Source organism: Maritimibacter sp. DP1N21-5 (genome assembly GCF_019218295.1).
GTDB lineage: Bacteria > Pseudomonadota > Alphaproteobacteria > Rhodobacterales > Rhodobacteraceae > Maritimibacter.
In genome coordinates this window covers 905,739-919,963 of the sequence record NZ_JAHUZF010000006.1, presented here as the reverse complement: position 1 = coordinate 919,963, position 14,225 = coordinate 905,739, and the positions used below count along the sequence as shown (strand labels likewise).

Annotated in this window: 12 protein-coding genes and 4 tRNA genes; 3 read left to right on the top strand and 13 right to left on the bottom strand. The window is 63.6% G+C overall.

Annotated features, from left to right (window positions below; translation table 11 throughout):
* Positions 1-23: 23 nt before the first annotated feature.
* From KJP29_RS12220 to KJP29_RS12210, 3 genes are all read right to left on the bottom strand, one after another.
* The gene (locus KJP29_RS12220) at positions 24-1,256 is read right to left on the bottom strand and encodes a RodZ domain-containing protein (protein ID WP_218463821.1); all 1,233 of its coding nucleotides are present in this window, start codon (positions 1,254-1,256) and stop codon (positions 24-26) included.
* Between the two features lie 125 nt (positions 1,257-1,381).
* Complete coding sequence (gene hemA, locus KJP29_RS12215; RefSeq protein ID WP_218463820.1) at positions 1,382-2,611, bottom strand: 5-aminolevulinate synthase; 1,230 nt, start codon at positions 2,609-2,611, stop codon at positions 1,382-1,384.
* A 210-nt stretch (positions 2,612-2,821) separates the two neighbouring features.
* Positions 2,822-3,436, bottom strand: coding sequence for a hypothetical protein (locus tag KJP29_RS12210; protein WP_218463819.1), 615 nt, complete (start codon positions 3,434-3,436; stop codon positions 2,822-2,824).
* 143 nt (positions 3,437-3,579) lie between these two features.
* Here KJP29_RS12210 and KJP29_RS12205 point away from each other — a divergent pair, with 143 nt between their 5' ends.
* Entirely contained in the window at positions 3,580-4,971 is a 1,392-nt protein-coding gene (locus KJP29_RS12205) for a dipeptidase (protein WP_218463818.1), read from the top strand.
* Between the two features lie 82 nt (positions 4,972-5,053).
* Here the strand turns inward: KJP29_RS12205 and KJP29_RS12200 are convergent, their stop codons facing one another.
* On the bottom strand, positions 5,054-5,923 hold the full coding sequence (locus tag KJP29_RS12200) for a glycosyltransferase family 2 protein (RefSeq protein ID WP_218463817.1): 870 nt from the start codon (positions 5,921-5,923) through the stop codon (positions 5,054-5,056).
* A 97-nt stretch (positions 5,924-6,020) separates the two neighbouring features.
* On the opposite strand from KJP29_RS12200, the gene KJP29_RS12195 reads away from it, so the two are divergent.
* Complete coding sequence (locus KJP29_RS12195) at positions 6,021-6,770, top strand: hypothetical protein (protein ID WP_255553597.1); 750 nt, start codon at positions 6,021-6,023, stop codon at positions 6,768-6,770.
* On the opposite strand, the gene KJP29_RS12190 is transcribed toward KJP29_RS12195, so the two are convergent.
* The 8 genes from KJP29_RS12190 to tgt all read right to left on the bottom strand — a co-directional run bounded on the left by KJP29_RS12190 (position 6,752) and on the right by tgt (position 12,504).
* Positions 6,752-6,973 carry an RND transporter gene (locus tag KJP29_RS12190; protein ID WP_218463816.1) on the bottom strand — a complete coding sequence of 74 codons (222 nt, stop codon included), beginning with the start codon at positions 6,971-6,973 and terminating at the stop codon, positions 6,752-6,754. The genes KJP29_RS12195 and KJP29_RS12190 overlap by 19 nt on opposite strands.
* Before the next feature lie 53 nt (positions 6,974-7,026).
* A tRNA-Asp gene (locus KJP29_RS12185) sits at positions 7,027-7,103 on the bottom strand.
* A 166-nt stretch (positions 7,104-7,269) separates the two neighbouring features.
* Positions 7,270-7,346, bottom strand: a tRNA-Asp gene (locus KJP29_RS12180).
* A 200-nt stretch (positions 7,347-7,546) separates the two neighbouring features.
* Positions 7,547-7,622, bottom strand: a tRNA-Val gene (locus tag KJP29_RS12175).
* A gap of 124 nt (positions 7,623-7,746) precedes the next feature.
* Positions 7,747-7,821, bottom strand: a tRNA-Val gene (locus KJP29_RS12170).
* 19 nt (positions 7,822-7,840) lie between these two features.
* Complete coding sequence (locus tag KJP29_RS12165) at positions 7,841-8,437, bottom strand: HU family DNA-binding protein (RefSeq protein WP_218463815.1); 597 nt, start codon at positions 8,435-8,437, stop codon at positions 7,841-7,843.
* A 211-nt stretch (positions 8,438-8,648) separates the two neighbouring features.
* Positions 8,649-11,054, bottom strand: a complete 2,406-nt coding sequence (gene lon / locus KJP29_RS12160; protein WP_218463814.1) for an endopeptidase La — start codon at positions 11,052-11,054, stop codon at positions 8,649-8,651.
* Positions 11,055-11,373: 319 nt separating this feature from the next.
* Positions 11,374-12,504, bottom strand: a complete 1,131-nt coding sequence (tgt, locus tag KJP29_RS12155) for a tRNA guanosine(34) transglycosylase Tgt (RefSeq protein WP_218463813.1) — start codon at positions 12,502-12,504, stop codon at positions 11,374-11,376.
* A gap of 81 nt (positions 12,505-12,585) precedes the next feature.
* On the opposite strand from tgt, the gene KJP29_RS12150 reads away from it, so the two are divergent.
* Positions 12,586-13,272: a DUF4336 domain-containing protein gene (locus tag KJP29_RS12150; protein ID WP_218463812.1), complete on the top strand. Its 687-nt coding sequence runs from the start codon at positions 12,586-12,588 to the stop codon at positions 13,270-13,272.
* A gap of 169 nt (positions 13,273-13,441) precedes the next feature.
* Here the strand turns inward: KJP29_RS12150 and KJP29_RS12145 are convergent, their stop codons facing one another.
* Positions 13,442-13,870 (bottom strand): GFA family protein, encoded by a 429-nt coding sequence (locus KJP29_RS12145; protein WP_218463811.1) that lies wholly within the window; start codon positions 13,868-13,870, stop codon positions 13,442-13,444.
* Positions 13,871-14,225 lie beyond the last annotated feature (355 nt).

Here is a 14,225-nt window from a genome sequence, read left to right as displayed (position 1 = left end):
GACAGGGACGGGCCGGACGGGACCTATTGGCTGGCGTCGGCGACCGCCACGAAATTCGCGAGATCCTGATCGGCCTGAAGGTCAGCGACCGTGTAGGACGCCGAAATTGCATCGGGCGCAAGCGCGACCTTGGAGACGACACTTGCCCCCTCGCCGGCCGGACCATAGGCCGTGCCATTGACCGCGAAGTAGACGGAGCCGGCATTGCCGGTCCGAAGAAGCGGCGCGGCTTCGGTGGCGGGCAGGACGTATTGTTCGCCCGCATCGAGGATCTTCTCGAACAGGATGGACCCGTCAGCCGCCTGCACCCGCACCCAGGACGGGCGCACCGCGAAGATGGCCACTTCCGGCGCGTCGGGGCCGAAGACCCGCACCCCGGCGGCAGGTCCCGCATCGGCGACAACGGTCTCGACCGCCTGCTCCACGGCGTCCGGCTGCCCGACCACCGGTGCGTTACGGGCAACCCGGGGATCGCTGCCCGCGCCCGGCATCACGCCGACCTCGCGGGGATCGAGGGTCGAAATCGGGCCGTCCCGCGCGATGAGCACCGGCACATCCAGCGCCTCGGGCCGATAAAGTCGGTCGAGCGCCTCTGCCGAGGGCGGAGAGTTCAGCCCGGCGGTCTGCGTCGTCTGACCTTGGGGGACCTCCGCGTCGCCCACCGGCACGTTGAGTTCGGGAAGCTCGTCAAGCACGGCGACGCTTTGTTCAACCGGCGCGAAATCGACCTTCTGGATTTCCTTGAGAAGCGAGTAGCCCCCGAAACCGAGCACGCCGATGATCGCGGCCAGAACGGCGACCGAGCCCACCGCCCCCGGTTCGATACCTTCGAAGATCGAACTGGTCCGGGGCACGAAGGTCGCGTTGGGATTGGCCAGCGGATCGCCCTCGACCCGGGTTTCGGCACGCTGCGGCTTCACCACCGAGGCAGAGGCCGACAGCCCGTGGGCCGGTTCAAAGCCGCTTTCGGCGCAGAAGCTGCGGAAGGCGCGGTCCGGGTCGATGCCCAGATAGCGCGAATAGGAGCGGACGTAACCGGCGATGAAGCTGGGGCTTTCGAAGGCCGTGATGTCGCAGTTCTCGATCGCGGAGATATAGGTGGCCTTGATCTTGAGCTCGCGCTGGACGTCGAGGAGCGATTTCCCAAGGGTGGCGCGTTCGCCGCGCATTACATCGCCAAGCCGCAACTCAAAAGAGTCAAACCCGGTGGATTGAACTTCTTCGGTGACCCGAGGCGAAATCCAGCGCCTGATCATACAGCCTGCCCCTAACAGTCTAGCCTTAACGGCTCTTCCCCAAGTGTGGCGACGATTCTCAGCCGCGCCGCCCGTATTACTCGGTGATTACCATGGCGCAACGATTCCCGCGAGCGGATAAGGGCTTAGGCAGAGAGCTCGGCACGATTTAGCGCACAATGCGACCAGAGCTCATCGAGCGAGCGAACAAGAGCGTCCATCTCCTTGGAACCATGGACCGGCGAGGGTGTGAACCGAAGCCGTTCAGTGCCGCGCGGAACCGTCGGATAGTTGATCGGCTGCACGTAGATTCCATAACCGTCGAGCAGCATGTCGGACATGAGCTTGGTGTGCTTCGGGTCGCCCACGATCAGCGGAACGATATGCGATCCGTGGTCGATGATCGGCAGTCCGAGGCCCTTGAGCCGCGTCTTCAGGATCTTCGCCTGGGTCTGGTGCGCCTCGCGCAGTTTCTGACCTTCGGCGCCTTTGAGGAAGGCCACCGAAGCCGCCGCACCCGCCGCGATGGCCGGGGCCAGCGAGGTGGTGAAGATGAACCCCGGCGCGTATGAGCGGATCGCGTCGACCATCTTGGCGGAGGCCGCGATATAGCCACCCATCACGCCGTAAGCCTTGGCGAGCGTCGCGTTGATGATGTCGATGCGGCCCATGAGGCCCTCGCGCTCGGCCACGCCGGCGCCACGCGGGCCATACATGCCGACCGCATGGACTTCGTCGATATAGGTCAGAGCGCCGAATTCATCTGCCAGATCGCAGATCTCCTTGATCGGACCGAAGTCGCCGTCCATGGAATAGACGCTCTCGAAGGCGATGAGCTTCGGAGCATCGGGATCGTCGGCAGCCAGCAGCTCGCGCAGATGGGCCACGTCGTTGTGGCGGAAAATGCGCTTCGCCCCGCCATTGCGACGGACGCCTTCGATCATCGAGGCATGGTTGAGCGCATCGGAATAAATAATGAGACCCGGGAACAGCTTCGGCAGCGTCGAGAGCGTCGCGTCGTTGGCGATATAGGCCGAGGTGAAGAGCAGCGCGGCCTCCTTGCGATGGAGGTCGGCAAGCTCCGCCTCCAGCCGCTTGTGATAGACCGTCGTCCCCGAGATATTGCGCGTTCCGCCCGAACCGGCACCCGTCGCGTCGATGGCTTCGTGCATGGCGGCCAGAACCACCGGGTGCTGACCCATGCCGAGGTAATCATTGCCGCACCAGATCGTGACCGGGGCCTCCGTGCCGTCGTCTTTGCGCCACAACGCGTGGGGGAAGTTCCCCTTTTCGCGTTCGACGTCGATAAAGACACGATAGCGGCCTTCGTCATGTAGCCGCTTCAGGGCCACATCGAGCTGGTTCTCATAGTTCACGCGCGTCCCTCCCCAGGGATCCGATTCTCCTGTTCACCGTCGCACCATACAAATTTAGATCCGGCAAACATATGCAAAAACCCTGATACACGGTGTCGCAGTCTCAATACATTGACCTGCGTCAAATTTCCCGTCGATCATGGCACGAAATCCGGATCGACCGGGACCCTTCTTTCGTCGCATCGGCCAGGATTCCAGCCTGACGCGGGGTCAACGATCCTCGATCACGATAACGCAGTCGCTCTGCTTGCACGACTGGAGCGCGGCCTCCGGCGTCGCGGCCGCGCCTTTCGCGATCCCCCAGCCGCTCGTCGAGGGGGAATAGGCGAGGTATTTCGGCGCAAGGCCTTCGTCCCAACCTTCCATCACGCGCTGCGTCGCGGCCTGCGACAGGGTCAGGTCGCGCGATTTGTAGCCCTTGGGCAAGAGCAGCGCCGCAACGGCGCACTGGCCGCCATTTTGTTGCTGACAGGTGGTCACGGCCGCACTCGCCGCCGCCTGGGGCGTGTTGAGCTGGGCGACGATCACCGGCGGCACGGCTTCCGCCCCTGCCACCGGAAAGGCCACGGCTCCGTAATACCCGTAACCGCCTTCGACGAACTTCGACATCTGGCTGTTGCCGCGCATCTGATCGAGCGTAAGGTTCACGGTGTCGCGCATCGCGCCTTGAAACACGGACAGGTCCTGCGGCAGGAGGATCATGTTCCTCGCGCTGAAGAGCTGTTTCTTGGCGGCGTCCCCGCTCATGACCTCGGCCATGGCCGACCCGCCCATAGCCCCCACGCACATCGCACCAAGTGCAAGCGCTGCAATGGCTTTCCGCATTTCCATCTCCTCGATGTCCCAACTGGCCCGGGTCAGTCGCCCGGCTGGCGCGAAACATAGGGTCAAAGCTGACCTCGCGCTACCCCGGCTGGACTACGCTCACGACAATGCTACGGTTTCCGCCGACGCACAGGAGAACAAGAATGCCCCATAATACCGTCCTGACACGGATCGACGGCGACCTCGACGCGGCGCTGGACCGCCTGATGACGCTGCTGGCGATTCCCTCGATCTCGACCGACAAGGCCTACAAGGCCGACTGCGACGCCGCCGCTGACTGGCTCGTGCGCGATCTCGGCTCCATCGGCTTCGAGGCGTCGAAACGCGAGACTCCCGGCCACCCGATGGTGGTGGCACATGGCGGCCCCGCCCCGGTCGAGGGCATCCCGCACCTGCTCTTCTACGGCCACTACGACGTGCAGCCTGTCGATCCGCTGTCACTCTGGGATACGCCGCCCTTCGAGCCGAAGCTCGAGGACACTGACAAAGGCCGCGTCATCCGCGCGCGCGGTTCGTCCGATGACAAGGGCCAGCTCATGACCTTCATCGAGGCGATGCGCGCCTGGGTCGCCACCCATGGCGCACTGCCCTGCCGGATCACCATCTTCCTCGAAGGCGAAGAGGAATCGGGCTCCCCCTCGCTCGTCCCCTTTCTCAAGGAGAACGCCGAGGAGCTGAAAGCCGACATCGCGATGATCTGCGACACCGGTCTCTTCGACGGCAAAACACCCGCCATCGTCACGCAATTGCGCGGGCTACTGGCCGAGGAAATCACGATCAGGGCCGCCACGCGCGACCTGCATTCGGGCTTTTACGGCGGCATGGCGGCGAACCCGATCCATGTGCTCTCGCGGATCTGCGCCGACCTGCGCGACGACAACGGCGGTGTCACCCTGCCCGGCTTCTATGACGACGTGCCGGAACTGGCCCCGGAGCTGAAGGCCCAGTGGGAAGCGCTCGACTTCGACCCCGACCATTTCCTGCGCGACGTTGGCCTCTCGGTCCCGGCCGGCGAAAAGGACCGCACGACGCTCGAACGGATGTGGTCGCGCCCGACGGCGGAGGTGAACGGGATCACCGGCGGCTACACCGGCGACGGCTTCAAGACGGTGCTGCCCGCCGAAGCCTCGGCCAAGATCAGCTTCCGCCTCGTGGGCCAACAGGACCCGGAGAAAATTCACGCGGCCTTCGTCGATTTCGTCAACGCGCGGCTTCCCGAGGATGTGACCTGCGAATTCTCCAACGGACACGGCGCGCCGGCATCGGTCATGTCGACCTCTGACCCGGCCTTCGAGAAAGCGCGACAGGCGCTCTCGGAGGAATGGGGCACCGAGGCCGCCTTCGTCGGTGCCGGCGGCTCGATCCCTGTGGCGGGCCATTTCAAGGAGATCCTCGGCATGGACGCCATGCTCATCGGGTTCGCCAAGGACGACGACCGCATCCATTCGCCGAACGAGAAATACGACCTCGCAAGCTTTCACAAGGGCATGCGCAGCTGGGCACGCATCCTGTCCGCGCTCACGCCCACTGGATGAAGCGAAAAAACCCGCCCCCTTCACTGCTTCACAAATACCTTGGAGAGGGGTTTGGGGAGAGGCAAAGCCTCTCCCCAAGCTCTTAGACTAACCCGAAGAACCGCTCCGGGAGCTCATGAAGATGCTCGAACTCCCCGCGCGGGAATTGCCAGAGCTCCTCGCCGCGTTTCGACCAGCCATCGTGCATCTTCTTGCGATACTGGCTCATTTCGAACCCCCGCACGACGGGCTTTGAAAGAATGGCGCGAAAGATCGCCTCGTCCTCGCCACGCTCATCGGGAAACCAGTGGCCGCCGATCCCGGTCTCGCCCTTCTTGATGCCGGACGATGCCACCGCGACGTTGCGCCGGTCCATCACGCCGCCATACTGCTCCAGATCGCAGTACTTCATGTGGAACAGATAAAGCGCGTCGGGCGTGAAGAGCTCCTTGAAGCTCGCAAAATGCCCGCCGCGCGACAGCTTCACCGGCGCACCGACCACGCAGGGTTTCGAGTAATGGTAGGTCACCCGAGCATAGCGACGCGGACCCAAAATCGGGCCGGTTATCGGATCGACCTCCTCATTCACCCGGTGCATGACCTCGAGGCCAAGTGGCGTGAGCACCTTGCGCGCGGGCGCGCGCTCGAGGAACTCGAGCAGGTTCATCCTGCTCTGCGGGTCGGTGACGACATATTCGTCCACATCGCCCACGACCACATATTTGAAGTACTGCCTGAGACCGCCAACGAGGTTGTTCAGAAGCCGCCAGCGCCGCATGTCGAATTTCTCGGTGGTGCCGGGAATGGCCATGACATTGCAGCCCTCGGCCACGCGGGCCACGACCTCGCCGCCGCCGTGGTTGATGACATAGCAGTTCTCGCGACCGAACAGGCCGCCGTAATGCGCCACCCAGCGTTCGAGGAAGAACGCGTCGTCGCGCACCATGGTGACCGCGGCGGCTGTCGTCTGCATGTCGCTTCCCTGCCTCATCTCACTGATAGTGTTTGCAAAACACTATATCGCGGCACGCGCATGATCTACATCTAAGCGCGAGCGGGACGCGGAAAGGATGCAGATGACGCTGGCCGACACCGGACTGGAGATCCATCGCCGCCAGCGCGGCGTGCCGGATCATTTTCAGGTCTTCGGCGAACGCTCCTCCGGCACCAACTATGTCGACCGGATTCTCGATCGCAACACCACGCTGCGGTCGACCTCCGACTACGGCTGGAAGCACGGATTCGCGCAGATGACCGGTGTCGCGCGATCCGCCGTGATCGTCTGCGTCGTGCGTGAACCCGTCGGCTGGGCGCTGTCGATGCACGCAAAGCCCTGGCATTGCCCGCCGGCGTTGCAGGCGCTCGACTTTCCGGAGTTCCTGCGCAGCCCCTGGACCACGATCATCGACCGGCCACGCTATTTCGGCGGCGACCGGGCGTCGGGCTGGACCGAGACACCCCTGCAACAGGACCGCCATCCCATTTCCGGTGCGCCCTTCGCCAATCTGGCCGAGCTGCGCCGGATGAAAGCGGCCTCGCTGCTCGGGTGGCGCAATCGAGGCGTGAACCTCGTGCTCGCCCGGCTCGACCAGGTGCAGGCGAACCCCGAGGGCTTCGTCGTCGCGGTGTCGGAGGCTTTCGACCTGCCCCCCGTCGAGGAATTCCGCCCGATCACCCGCCGCCTCGGCGCGCGCTTTCTGCCCAACGTGGAAAACCGCCCCGAGACGCCGAAGGAGATGTCGGCCGAGGACCGCGCCTGGTTCGCCGCCGCGCTCGACCCGCGTCTCGAAGCCGCTCTGGGTTACGCCCTACCCGCCTGAAGCGTACGCAGGCCTTTTGCCGCCGCCAGAAGCCAAGGTGCCCCATGCATGGCGAGATCGAAGATGTCGATCGGCGCCACCAGATCGCCCGCGACGAGCATCTGGAGCTTCTCCCAGACATGCGGCGGCGCAAAAGGCGCGAGCCCGATGGTCGCGCAGAGGATCAGAACGGTGCTCCAAGGGAGCTTGTCGATGAAATGCATGGTCGCCTCCTGTCACGGGGCGATACATATTCCATCTTCTGAATGAATTGAAGTGGCGCGGTTGACGGGGCTCGAACCCGCGACCCCCGGCGTGACAGGCCGGTACTCTAACCAACTGAGCTACAACCGCGTTGTCGGGGGATTTAGGCAATCGCGCGGACCGGGTCAACGTGGAAATCGGGCCGGGAGCGGAAAAAATGATCGGCGCGGAACGACGATGGAAACGGACGATCCAAAGGAAAAAGGCGGCCCGAAGGCCGCCCTTTCATCCGGGGCTTTCACCCGGATCGCAGCAGTGGCGCGGTTGACGGGGCTCGAACCCGCGACCCCCGGCGTGACAGGCCGGTACTCTAACCAACTGAGCTACAACCGCCCGCTGCGTTCGGTGCTTCTAGGCCCCCGCCCGTGTTTCGTCAAGCGGCACTTTGACAGAATTCCCGGCAAAATTTCTTACCCACGCCGGGCCGATCCGAATCCACGTTGATCGTCGGTCATGACGGCTCGAAGGAGAGCGAGTCCAGGGCGCGGCCTCCTCTGAGCCACGCGTCGCGCAGTCAACCCATGGTGTGGGAATGGTGGGTGGTGAGGGGCTCGAACCCCCGACATCCTCGGTGTAAACGAGACGCTCTACCAACTGAGCTAACCACCCGTGGAAGCGGCATGTAACGGTCGGAACTGCGGCTTGCAAGCCGGTTTCGACGTGGACTTGCCTGCTGGCCACAGATCATCGAAGCCCGCGGTTGGCGCGGCCTTGAATGACGGTAAGAGGATAATGGTGGGTGATGAGGGATTTGAACCCCCGACATCTTCGATGTGAACGAAGCGCTCTACCACTGAGCTAATCACCCGGTGCGGCGGCTTTTAGCCTCACTCCGCTGCGGTCGCAAGAGGGTCATTGCCTTCGGGCGTCGACTTTTTTCGCTTCAGCTTGCAGATGATGACCGCGCCGTCGCCCACGTTCTTGCGCCGTTGCACCTTGAGCGTGCCAAGCGGCTGAACCTGAAGGGTTTCCGCTTCGTCGAGCATCGTTCCCATCTCGGCAAGGAGTGCCTCGGCGACCTGGCGGACATGGCGCGGCTTCACGCCGGCGCGGGCGATAACCCGGTCGATCAAGTCCTTCTTGGCGAGCTTTCCTTCGGCGCTGGCATCGTCGGCCGCCGCCTCGTTCGTCGTGTCCTGCGCGACCGTGTCGAGCGGGCGGGTGACCCCCATGACCCCCAGACGTGCGCCGCTGGCACTGTCGTCGATGTCTTCCTGCGCGACGAGCGCCTGCGCCTCTTGCGCGATGATGTCGGTGAGGCTTTCCGCTGCGCTGTCCTGCGCCGTCGCGACCGGCTTCGCCGACTTGGCTGGCGCTCGTGTCTTCTTCGGGGGCGTCGTCGCGGTCTTGCGCGTTGTCCGGCTCCGGGTGGTCGAGGGTTTGGCGCGGGCACCCGTCGTGCGGGTTGTCGGTGTCTTTGTCATGCTACTGCCTGTCTGTGTTGCCCGGCTCTTCTGGCCAGTGCTGCTCGATCGTCGGCCAAGGGTTCGCTCCACAAGGCTCCGACGGGGCCTTGGTACACGTATTTGGCCTTGAAATCCAGTGTTTTGGACTGAAGGGTCCAAAACGATGACGCCCGGCACATGGTCCACATGCCGGGCGTCCGCTTTTCTGTCGGTCACATGGACCGGGGGATCAATGCGCGACTTGCGCGCCCTTGCCCTGCTCCTCGCGCAGCGCAGCGGCGGCGGCTTCTTCTGCGGCTTCATCCCATTCCACTGGCTCGGGTTCGCGCACCAGCGCGGCCTTGAGCACATCGCGGACGTGGGTGACGGGAATGATCTCCAGCCCGTTCTTCACATTCTCCGGGATATCGGCCAAATCCTTGGCGTTCTCCTCGGGGATGAACACGGTCTTGATCCCGCCCCGGAGCGCCGCAAGGAGCTTCTCCTTGAGCCCGCCGATGGGCATGGCGTTGCCGCGCAGAGACACCTCGCCGGTCATCGCCACGTCCTTGCGCACCGGAATGCGCGTGAGCACCGAGACGATCGAGGTCACCATGGCCAGACCGGCCGAAGGCCCGTCTTTCGGCGTCGCCCCGTCCGGCACGTGGACGTGGATGTCCCAGCGTTCGAACTGGGGCGGCTTCACCCCGATGTCGGGCGCGATGGAGCGCACGTAGGAGCTTGCCGCGTCGATGGACTCCTTCATCACATCGCCGAGTTTCCCGGTGGTCTTCATGCGGCCCTTGCCGGGCAGACGAAGCGCCTCGATCTGGAGCAGGTCGCCGCCGACGCTGGTCCAGGCAAGCCCGGTCACCACGCCGATCTGGTCGTCCTTCTCCGCGAGCCCGTAGCGGTGCTTCCGGACGCCGAGGTAATCCTCGAGCGTCTCCGGCGTCACCTCGACTTTGTCGACGTCCTTGCGCACGATCTTGGTCACGGCCTTGCGCGCCAGCTTGGCCAGGTCACGCTCGAGGTTCCGCACACCGGCTTCCCGCGTATAGTAGCGGATGATGTCGGTGATCGCCTCGTCCGTAACCGAGAACTCGCCCTTGCGCAGACCGTGGTTCTTGACCTGCTTGGAGACGAGGTGCTGTTTCGCGATCTCGCGCTTCTCGTCCTCGGTGTAACCGGCGAGCGAGATGATCTCCATCCGGTCAAGCAGCGGGCCGGGCATGTTGTAGCTGTTGGCCGTGGTCAGGAACATGACGTTCGACAGGTCGTATTCCACTTCGAGATAGTGGTCCACGAAGGTGCCGTTCTGTTCCGGATCAAGCACTTCGAGCATGGCCGAGGCCGGGTCGCCACGGAAGTCCTGCCCCATCTTGTCGATCTCGTCGAGCAGGATGAGCGGATTCGTGGTCTTGGCCTTCTTCAGCGCCTGGATGATCTTGCCGGGCATCGAGCCGATATAGGTCCGGCGGTGACCGCGGATCTCGCTCTCGTCGCGCACGCCACCCAGCGAGATGCGGATGAACTCGCGCCCGGTCGCCTTGGCCACCGATTTCCCGAGCGAAGTCTTACCCACCCCGGGAGGACCGACGAGGCAGAGGATCGGGCCCTTGAGCTTCTTGGACCGCTGTTGCACGGCGAGATATTCGACGATCCGCTCCTTGACCTTCTCGAGGCCATAGTGGTCTTCGTCCAGCACGCGCTGCGCGTTGATCAGATCCTTCTTCACGCGGGACTTCACGCCCCACGGGATCGACAGCATCCACTCGAGGTAGTTGCGCACCACGGTCGCCTCGGCGCTCATCGGCGACATCGACTTCAGCTTCTTGATCTCGGCGTCCGCCTTTTCGCGGGCCTCCTTCGAAAGCTTCGTCGCCTCGATCCGGGCTTCGAGTTCGGCCACCTCGTTCTGGCCTTCGCCGTCTTCGCCGAGTTCCTTCTGAATGGCCTTCATCTGCTCGTTCAGATAGTATTCGCGCTGAGTGCGCTCCATCTGGGACTTCACGCGGGTCTTGATCTTCTTTTCGACCTGCAGCACGGACATTTCGCCCTGCATCAGGCCATAGACCTTCTCCAGCCGCTCATCGATCGGCAGGGTTTCGAGCAGTTCCTGTTTCTGCGCGACTTCGACGCCCAGATGACCGGCGACGAGGTCCGCGAGTTTCGCAGGCTCGGTGGTCTCGGCGACAGCGGAGAGCGCTTCTTCGGGAATGTTCTTCTTGACCTTGGCGTAGCGCTCGAACTCCTCGCCGACAGAACGAAGCAGCGCGGTCACCACTTCATCGTCCCCGATGGTTTCGATCAGGATTTCGGCCTCGGCCTCGAAATAGTCGGGGTTTTCATAGAATTCCGTGATGCGCACGCGGCTTTGCCCCTCGACCAGCACCTTCACCGTGCCATCGGGCAGCTTGAGCAGTTGCAGCACGTTGGCCAGAACGCCGACGCGGTAGATCCCGTCTGCATCCGGGTCGTCCACGGAGGGGTCGATTTGCGACGACAGCAGGATCTGCTTGTCATCCGCCATCACTTCTTCCAGCGCCTTCACGCTTTTCTCGCGACCGACGAAAAGCGGCACGATCATGTGGGGAAAGACCACGATGTCGCGCAATGGCAGGACCGGATGGGATTTCGTGAGTTGCTCGGTCATTGTCGTTCCTTGTCTCAGGCAAGACCCGCCAGTCCCGACCATCGGCAACTCGGCACGTCTCCTGTTCGCCGATCAAAAATGGGGTTCGCATTCCCCGCTTTCAACCGCGATATCTTCACCTGTTAGCCGTCATTGTGCGCGCGCACCATTCGATGAACAAGTCCTAGTGTCACAAAACTTTAGTCATCGGCGGGCGCGGGTGACGGCCTCGGCGTAACCCTCGGTCCGAACTGAAGAACTGTTCGGCGCGTCAACACCGGACCCGCCGGGTCCACACGCCAAGGCCTGCCAGATGGCACAGAATCGGCCGGAGGCGCGGTCAGAGCCGGTCGATGTCGCCCAGGGCCCGATCCGCGTGGAACCGCTCTTCGAAGGACGCGAAGGTCCCCTCGGCAATCGCCGCCCGCATCTCGGCCATGAGCTCCTGGTAGTAATGCAGGTTGTGCCAGGTCAGGAGCATCGAGGCGATGATCTCGCCGGCTCGGTAGACGTGGTGCAGATAAGCTCGCGAATAACCGGTGCAGGCGGGGCAGCCGCAGGCCTCGTCGAGGGGGCGCGGGTCGTCGGCATGGCGCGCGTTCTTAATGTTGACCTGCCCGCGACGGGTCCAGGCCTGCCCCGTGCGACCTGAGCGCGAGGGCAGGACGCAGTCCATCATGTCCACGCCGCGCTTTACCGCACCCACGATGTCATCGGGCTTTCCAACCCCCATGAGGTAGCGCGGCTTGTCCGCGGGCAGCATGTCGGGCGCATAATCGAGCACGCCGAACATGGCCTCCTGCCCCTCGCCGACCGCCAGCCCGCCGATCGCGTAGCCGTCGAAGCCGATCGCCTTGAGCGCCTCAGCGGATTCGCCGCGCAGCGCCTCAGTCACGCCTCCCTGCTGGATCCCGAAGAGCGCATGTCCCGGCCGGTCCCCGAACGCATCGCGTGACCGCCGGGCCCACCGCATGGAGAGCCGCATGCTCTCCGCCACGGTCGCCTCGTCCGCCGGAAGCGCCGGGCATTCGTCGAAACACATGACGATGTCCGAACCCAGGAGCCGCTGGATCTCCATACTGGTTTCCGGCGACAGCATGTGTTTCGAGCCGTCCACATGAGACCGAAACGTCACCCCGTCCTCGGTGAGCCTGCGCAATTCGGCGAGGCTCATCACCTGAAAGCCGCCGCTGTCGGTCAGTATCGGGCGATCCCAGTTCATAAAGCGGTGCAGTCCCCCCAGCCGAGCGACACGCTCGGCCCCGGGACGAAGCATCAGGTGATAGGTGTTGCCCAGAAGGATATCGGCCCCGGTCGCCCGGACGCTTTCGGGCAGCATCGCCTTGACCGTGGCGGCGGTTCCCACCGGCATGAAGGCGGGCGTGCGGATGTCGCCGCGCGGGGTCGAGATGAGGCCGGTGCGGGCCTTGCCGTCGGTGGCCTTGAGGGAGAAGGAAAAGCGCTGGGTCATGGGCCTCCGATAGCCCCAAGGCCCGCCCGCTGCAATCCGAATGGACTTGTCGCTGTCCCGACCGCGCCCTAGCGTCGCGCCATGACCCCTTTCGGCTCCGATCTCTGGCTTATCGACGGACCGCACATCACGGCGGCACTGGGCTTTCACTACCCGACGCGCATGGCCGTGGCACGACTGCCGGAGGGCGGGCTCTGGCTCTGGTCACCGGTGCGGCCCGACCCTTCGATCTTCGCGGCGATCGAGGCGCTCGGGTCACCGCGCTGGATCGTCGCCCCGAACACGCTCCACCACGTTCATGTCGCCGCCTGGAAGGCGCAGTTCCCCAAATCGAGGATTGCCGCCGCACCCGGGCTGGGCGCCCCGCAGAAGGCGGTGGATTTCAGCATCGACCGGACGCTTGAGGCCGATCTTCCCGAGGACTGGGGCGATACCTTCGACGTGGTGACCTTCGACAACCGGCTGATGCGGGAGCTTGTCTTCTTCCACCGCCCGAGCGGCACGGCGATCTTCACGGACATGCTCCAGAACATGCCCCCCGACTGGTATCGCGGCTGGCGACGCGTGGTCGCCCGTCTCGACCGGATGACCGAACCCGAGCCGACGGTCCCCCGCAAGTTCCGCATGGGGTTTAGGGACAAGACAGCGCTGCGCGGGGCGGTGGCGCGCGTGCAGGGCTGGCCCGTGGAGCGAGTGCTCATGGCGCATGGAACGCCGGTGGCGGCGCGGGGGGGCGCAGTGATCCGGCGGGCGTTCGGGTGGGTTTGAGGGAAACAGGGGGCGAGGGTCGATCTACGTTGTATTCAACACATTGATCGCCCGATTGCGGAAATTCGGTGCGGTCGGGGCTACGGTCCGCACAGCGGGACAAAGCAGAAGTAGCCGCTGGAGCCACATACAGCGACACCTTTAGGCGACAACAATCACCCTGCATATCTTATTCGGGCAGCTTGTCTCCGGTCCCGCCGAACTCTGACGGAAAGTCTGCCATCTTCGGCAAACCATCTTTCATGCGAAGCACGGTTTCTGCGTAGTTGACATGAAGAGCCGGCACGAACTCCAGACTTGTCAGTATCGCCGCATAGACGTCGGTGAGGCCAAGGCCCGGATGTCCCGCCATCAAATGACCGCCACACTTGTCGCACCATTTCCGGTAGCTGTTTTCTGTCTTGTTGTACTGCCGCAGGTATTCCTTGCCTTTGACCACATTTACGTTGTTGGGGTCCCAAAGAGTAAAGGCATTGACCGGTCCAGCCGACCAAGCGCGACAACTTTCGCAATGGCAGTATCCCATGCCTTCGGGTTCGCCGGTGACTTCAATTTCAATGGCTCCGCAGAAGCATTGGCCTCTGTACGTATTGGACATGGTGTCCTCCTGATGAGCTGTAAGATCGAAACACTCGCACGATTCGGGGGGCGGATTTCAACAGCCTGTCATGAGTTGTGAACGGCCCAACGGCACGGCAAACTGACACCCTTTTTACATGAGGAATTGACGCCTCCCGTGGAGAGGAGGTTCCCCTATGAACGATTTTACGAAAGGTCTTTCGCCAACGGTGGTGTTGGGGACAATCGAGATGCGGACGCCGGACGAAGTGTCGGGAATGGGCCTATTTGGTTGAAATACTTGCCCTTGATCGAAGGGCCGTCGGCTGATTCAATCCCCACATAGGGTGGGAGGATCGACAACCGGTTGGCTGAGTACAGGCATGGGTCCGCGC

Coding starts and splice junctions, on each gene's coding strand:
- KJP29_RS12220 (WP_218463821.1), bottom strand. CDS start 1,256: ATGATCAGGCGCTGGATTTCGCCTCGGGTCACCGAAGAAGTTCAATCC.
- KJP29_RS12210 (WP_218463819.1), bottom strand. CDS start 3,436: ATGCGGAAAGCCATTGCAGCGCTTGCACTTGGTGCGATGTGCGTGGGG.
- KJP29_RS12205 (WP_218463818.1), top strand. CDS start 3,580: ATGCCCCATAATACCGTCCTGACACGGATCGACGGCGACCTCGACGCG.
- KJP29_RS12200 (WP_218463817.1), bottom strand. CDS start 5,923: ATGCAGACGACAGCCGCCGCGGTCACCATGGTGCGCGACGACGCGTTC.
- KJP29_RS12195 (WP_255553597.1), top strand. CDS start 6,021: ATGCAGATGACGCTGGCCGACACCGGACTGGAGATCCATCGCCGCCAG.
- KJP29_RS12190 (WP_218463816.1), bottom strand. CDS start 6,973: ATGCATTTCATCGACAAGCTCCCTTGGAGCACCGTTCTGATCCTCTGC.
- KJP29_RS12165 (WP_218463815.1), bottom strand. CDS start 8,437: ATGACAAAGACACCGACAACCCGCACGACGGGTGCCCGCGCCAAACCC.
- lon (WP_218463814.1), bottom strand. CDS start 11,054: ATGACCGAGCAACTCACGAAATCCCATCCGGTCCTGCCATTGCGCGAC.
- tgt (WP_218463813.1), bottom strand. CDS start 12,504: ATGACCCAGCGCTTTTCCTTCTCCCTCAAGGCCACCGACGGCAAGGCC.
- KJP29_RS12150 (WP_218463812.1), top strand. CDS start 12,586: ATGACCCCTTTCGGCTCCGATCTCTGGCTTATCGACGGACCGCACATC.
- KJP29_RS12145 (WP_218463811.1), bottom strand. CDS start 13,870: ATGTCCAATACGTACAGAGGCCAATGCTTCTGCGGAGCCATTGAAATT.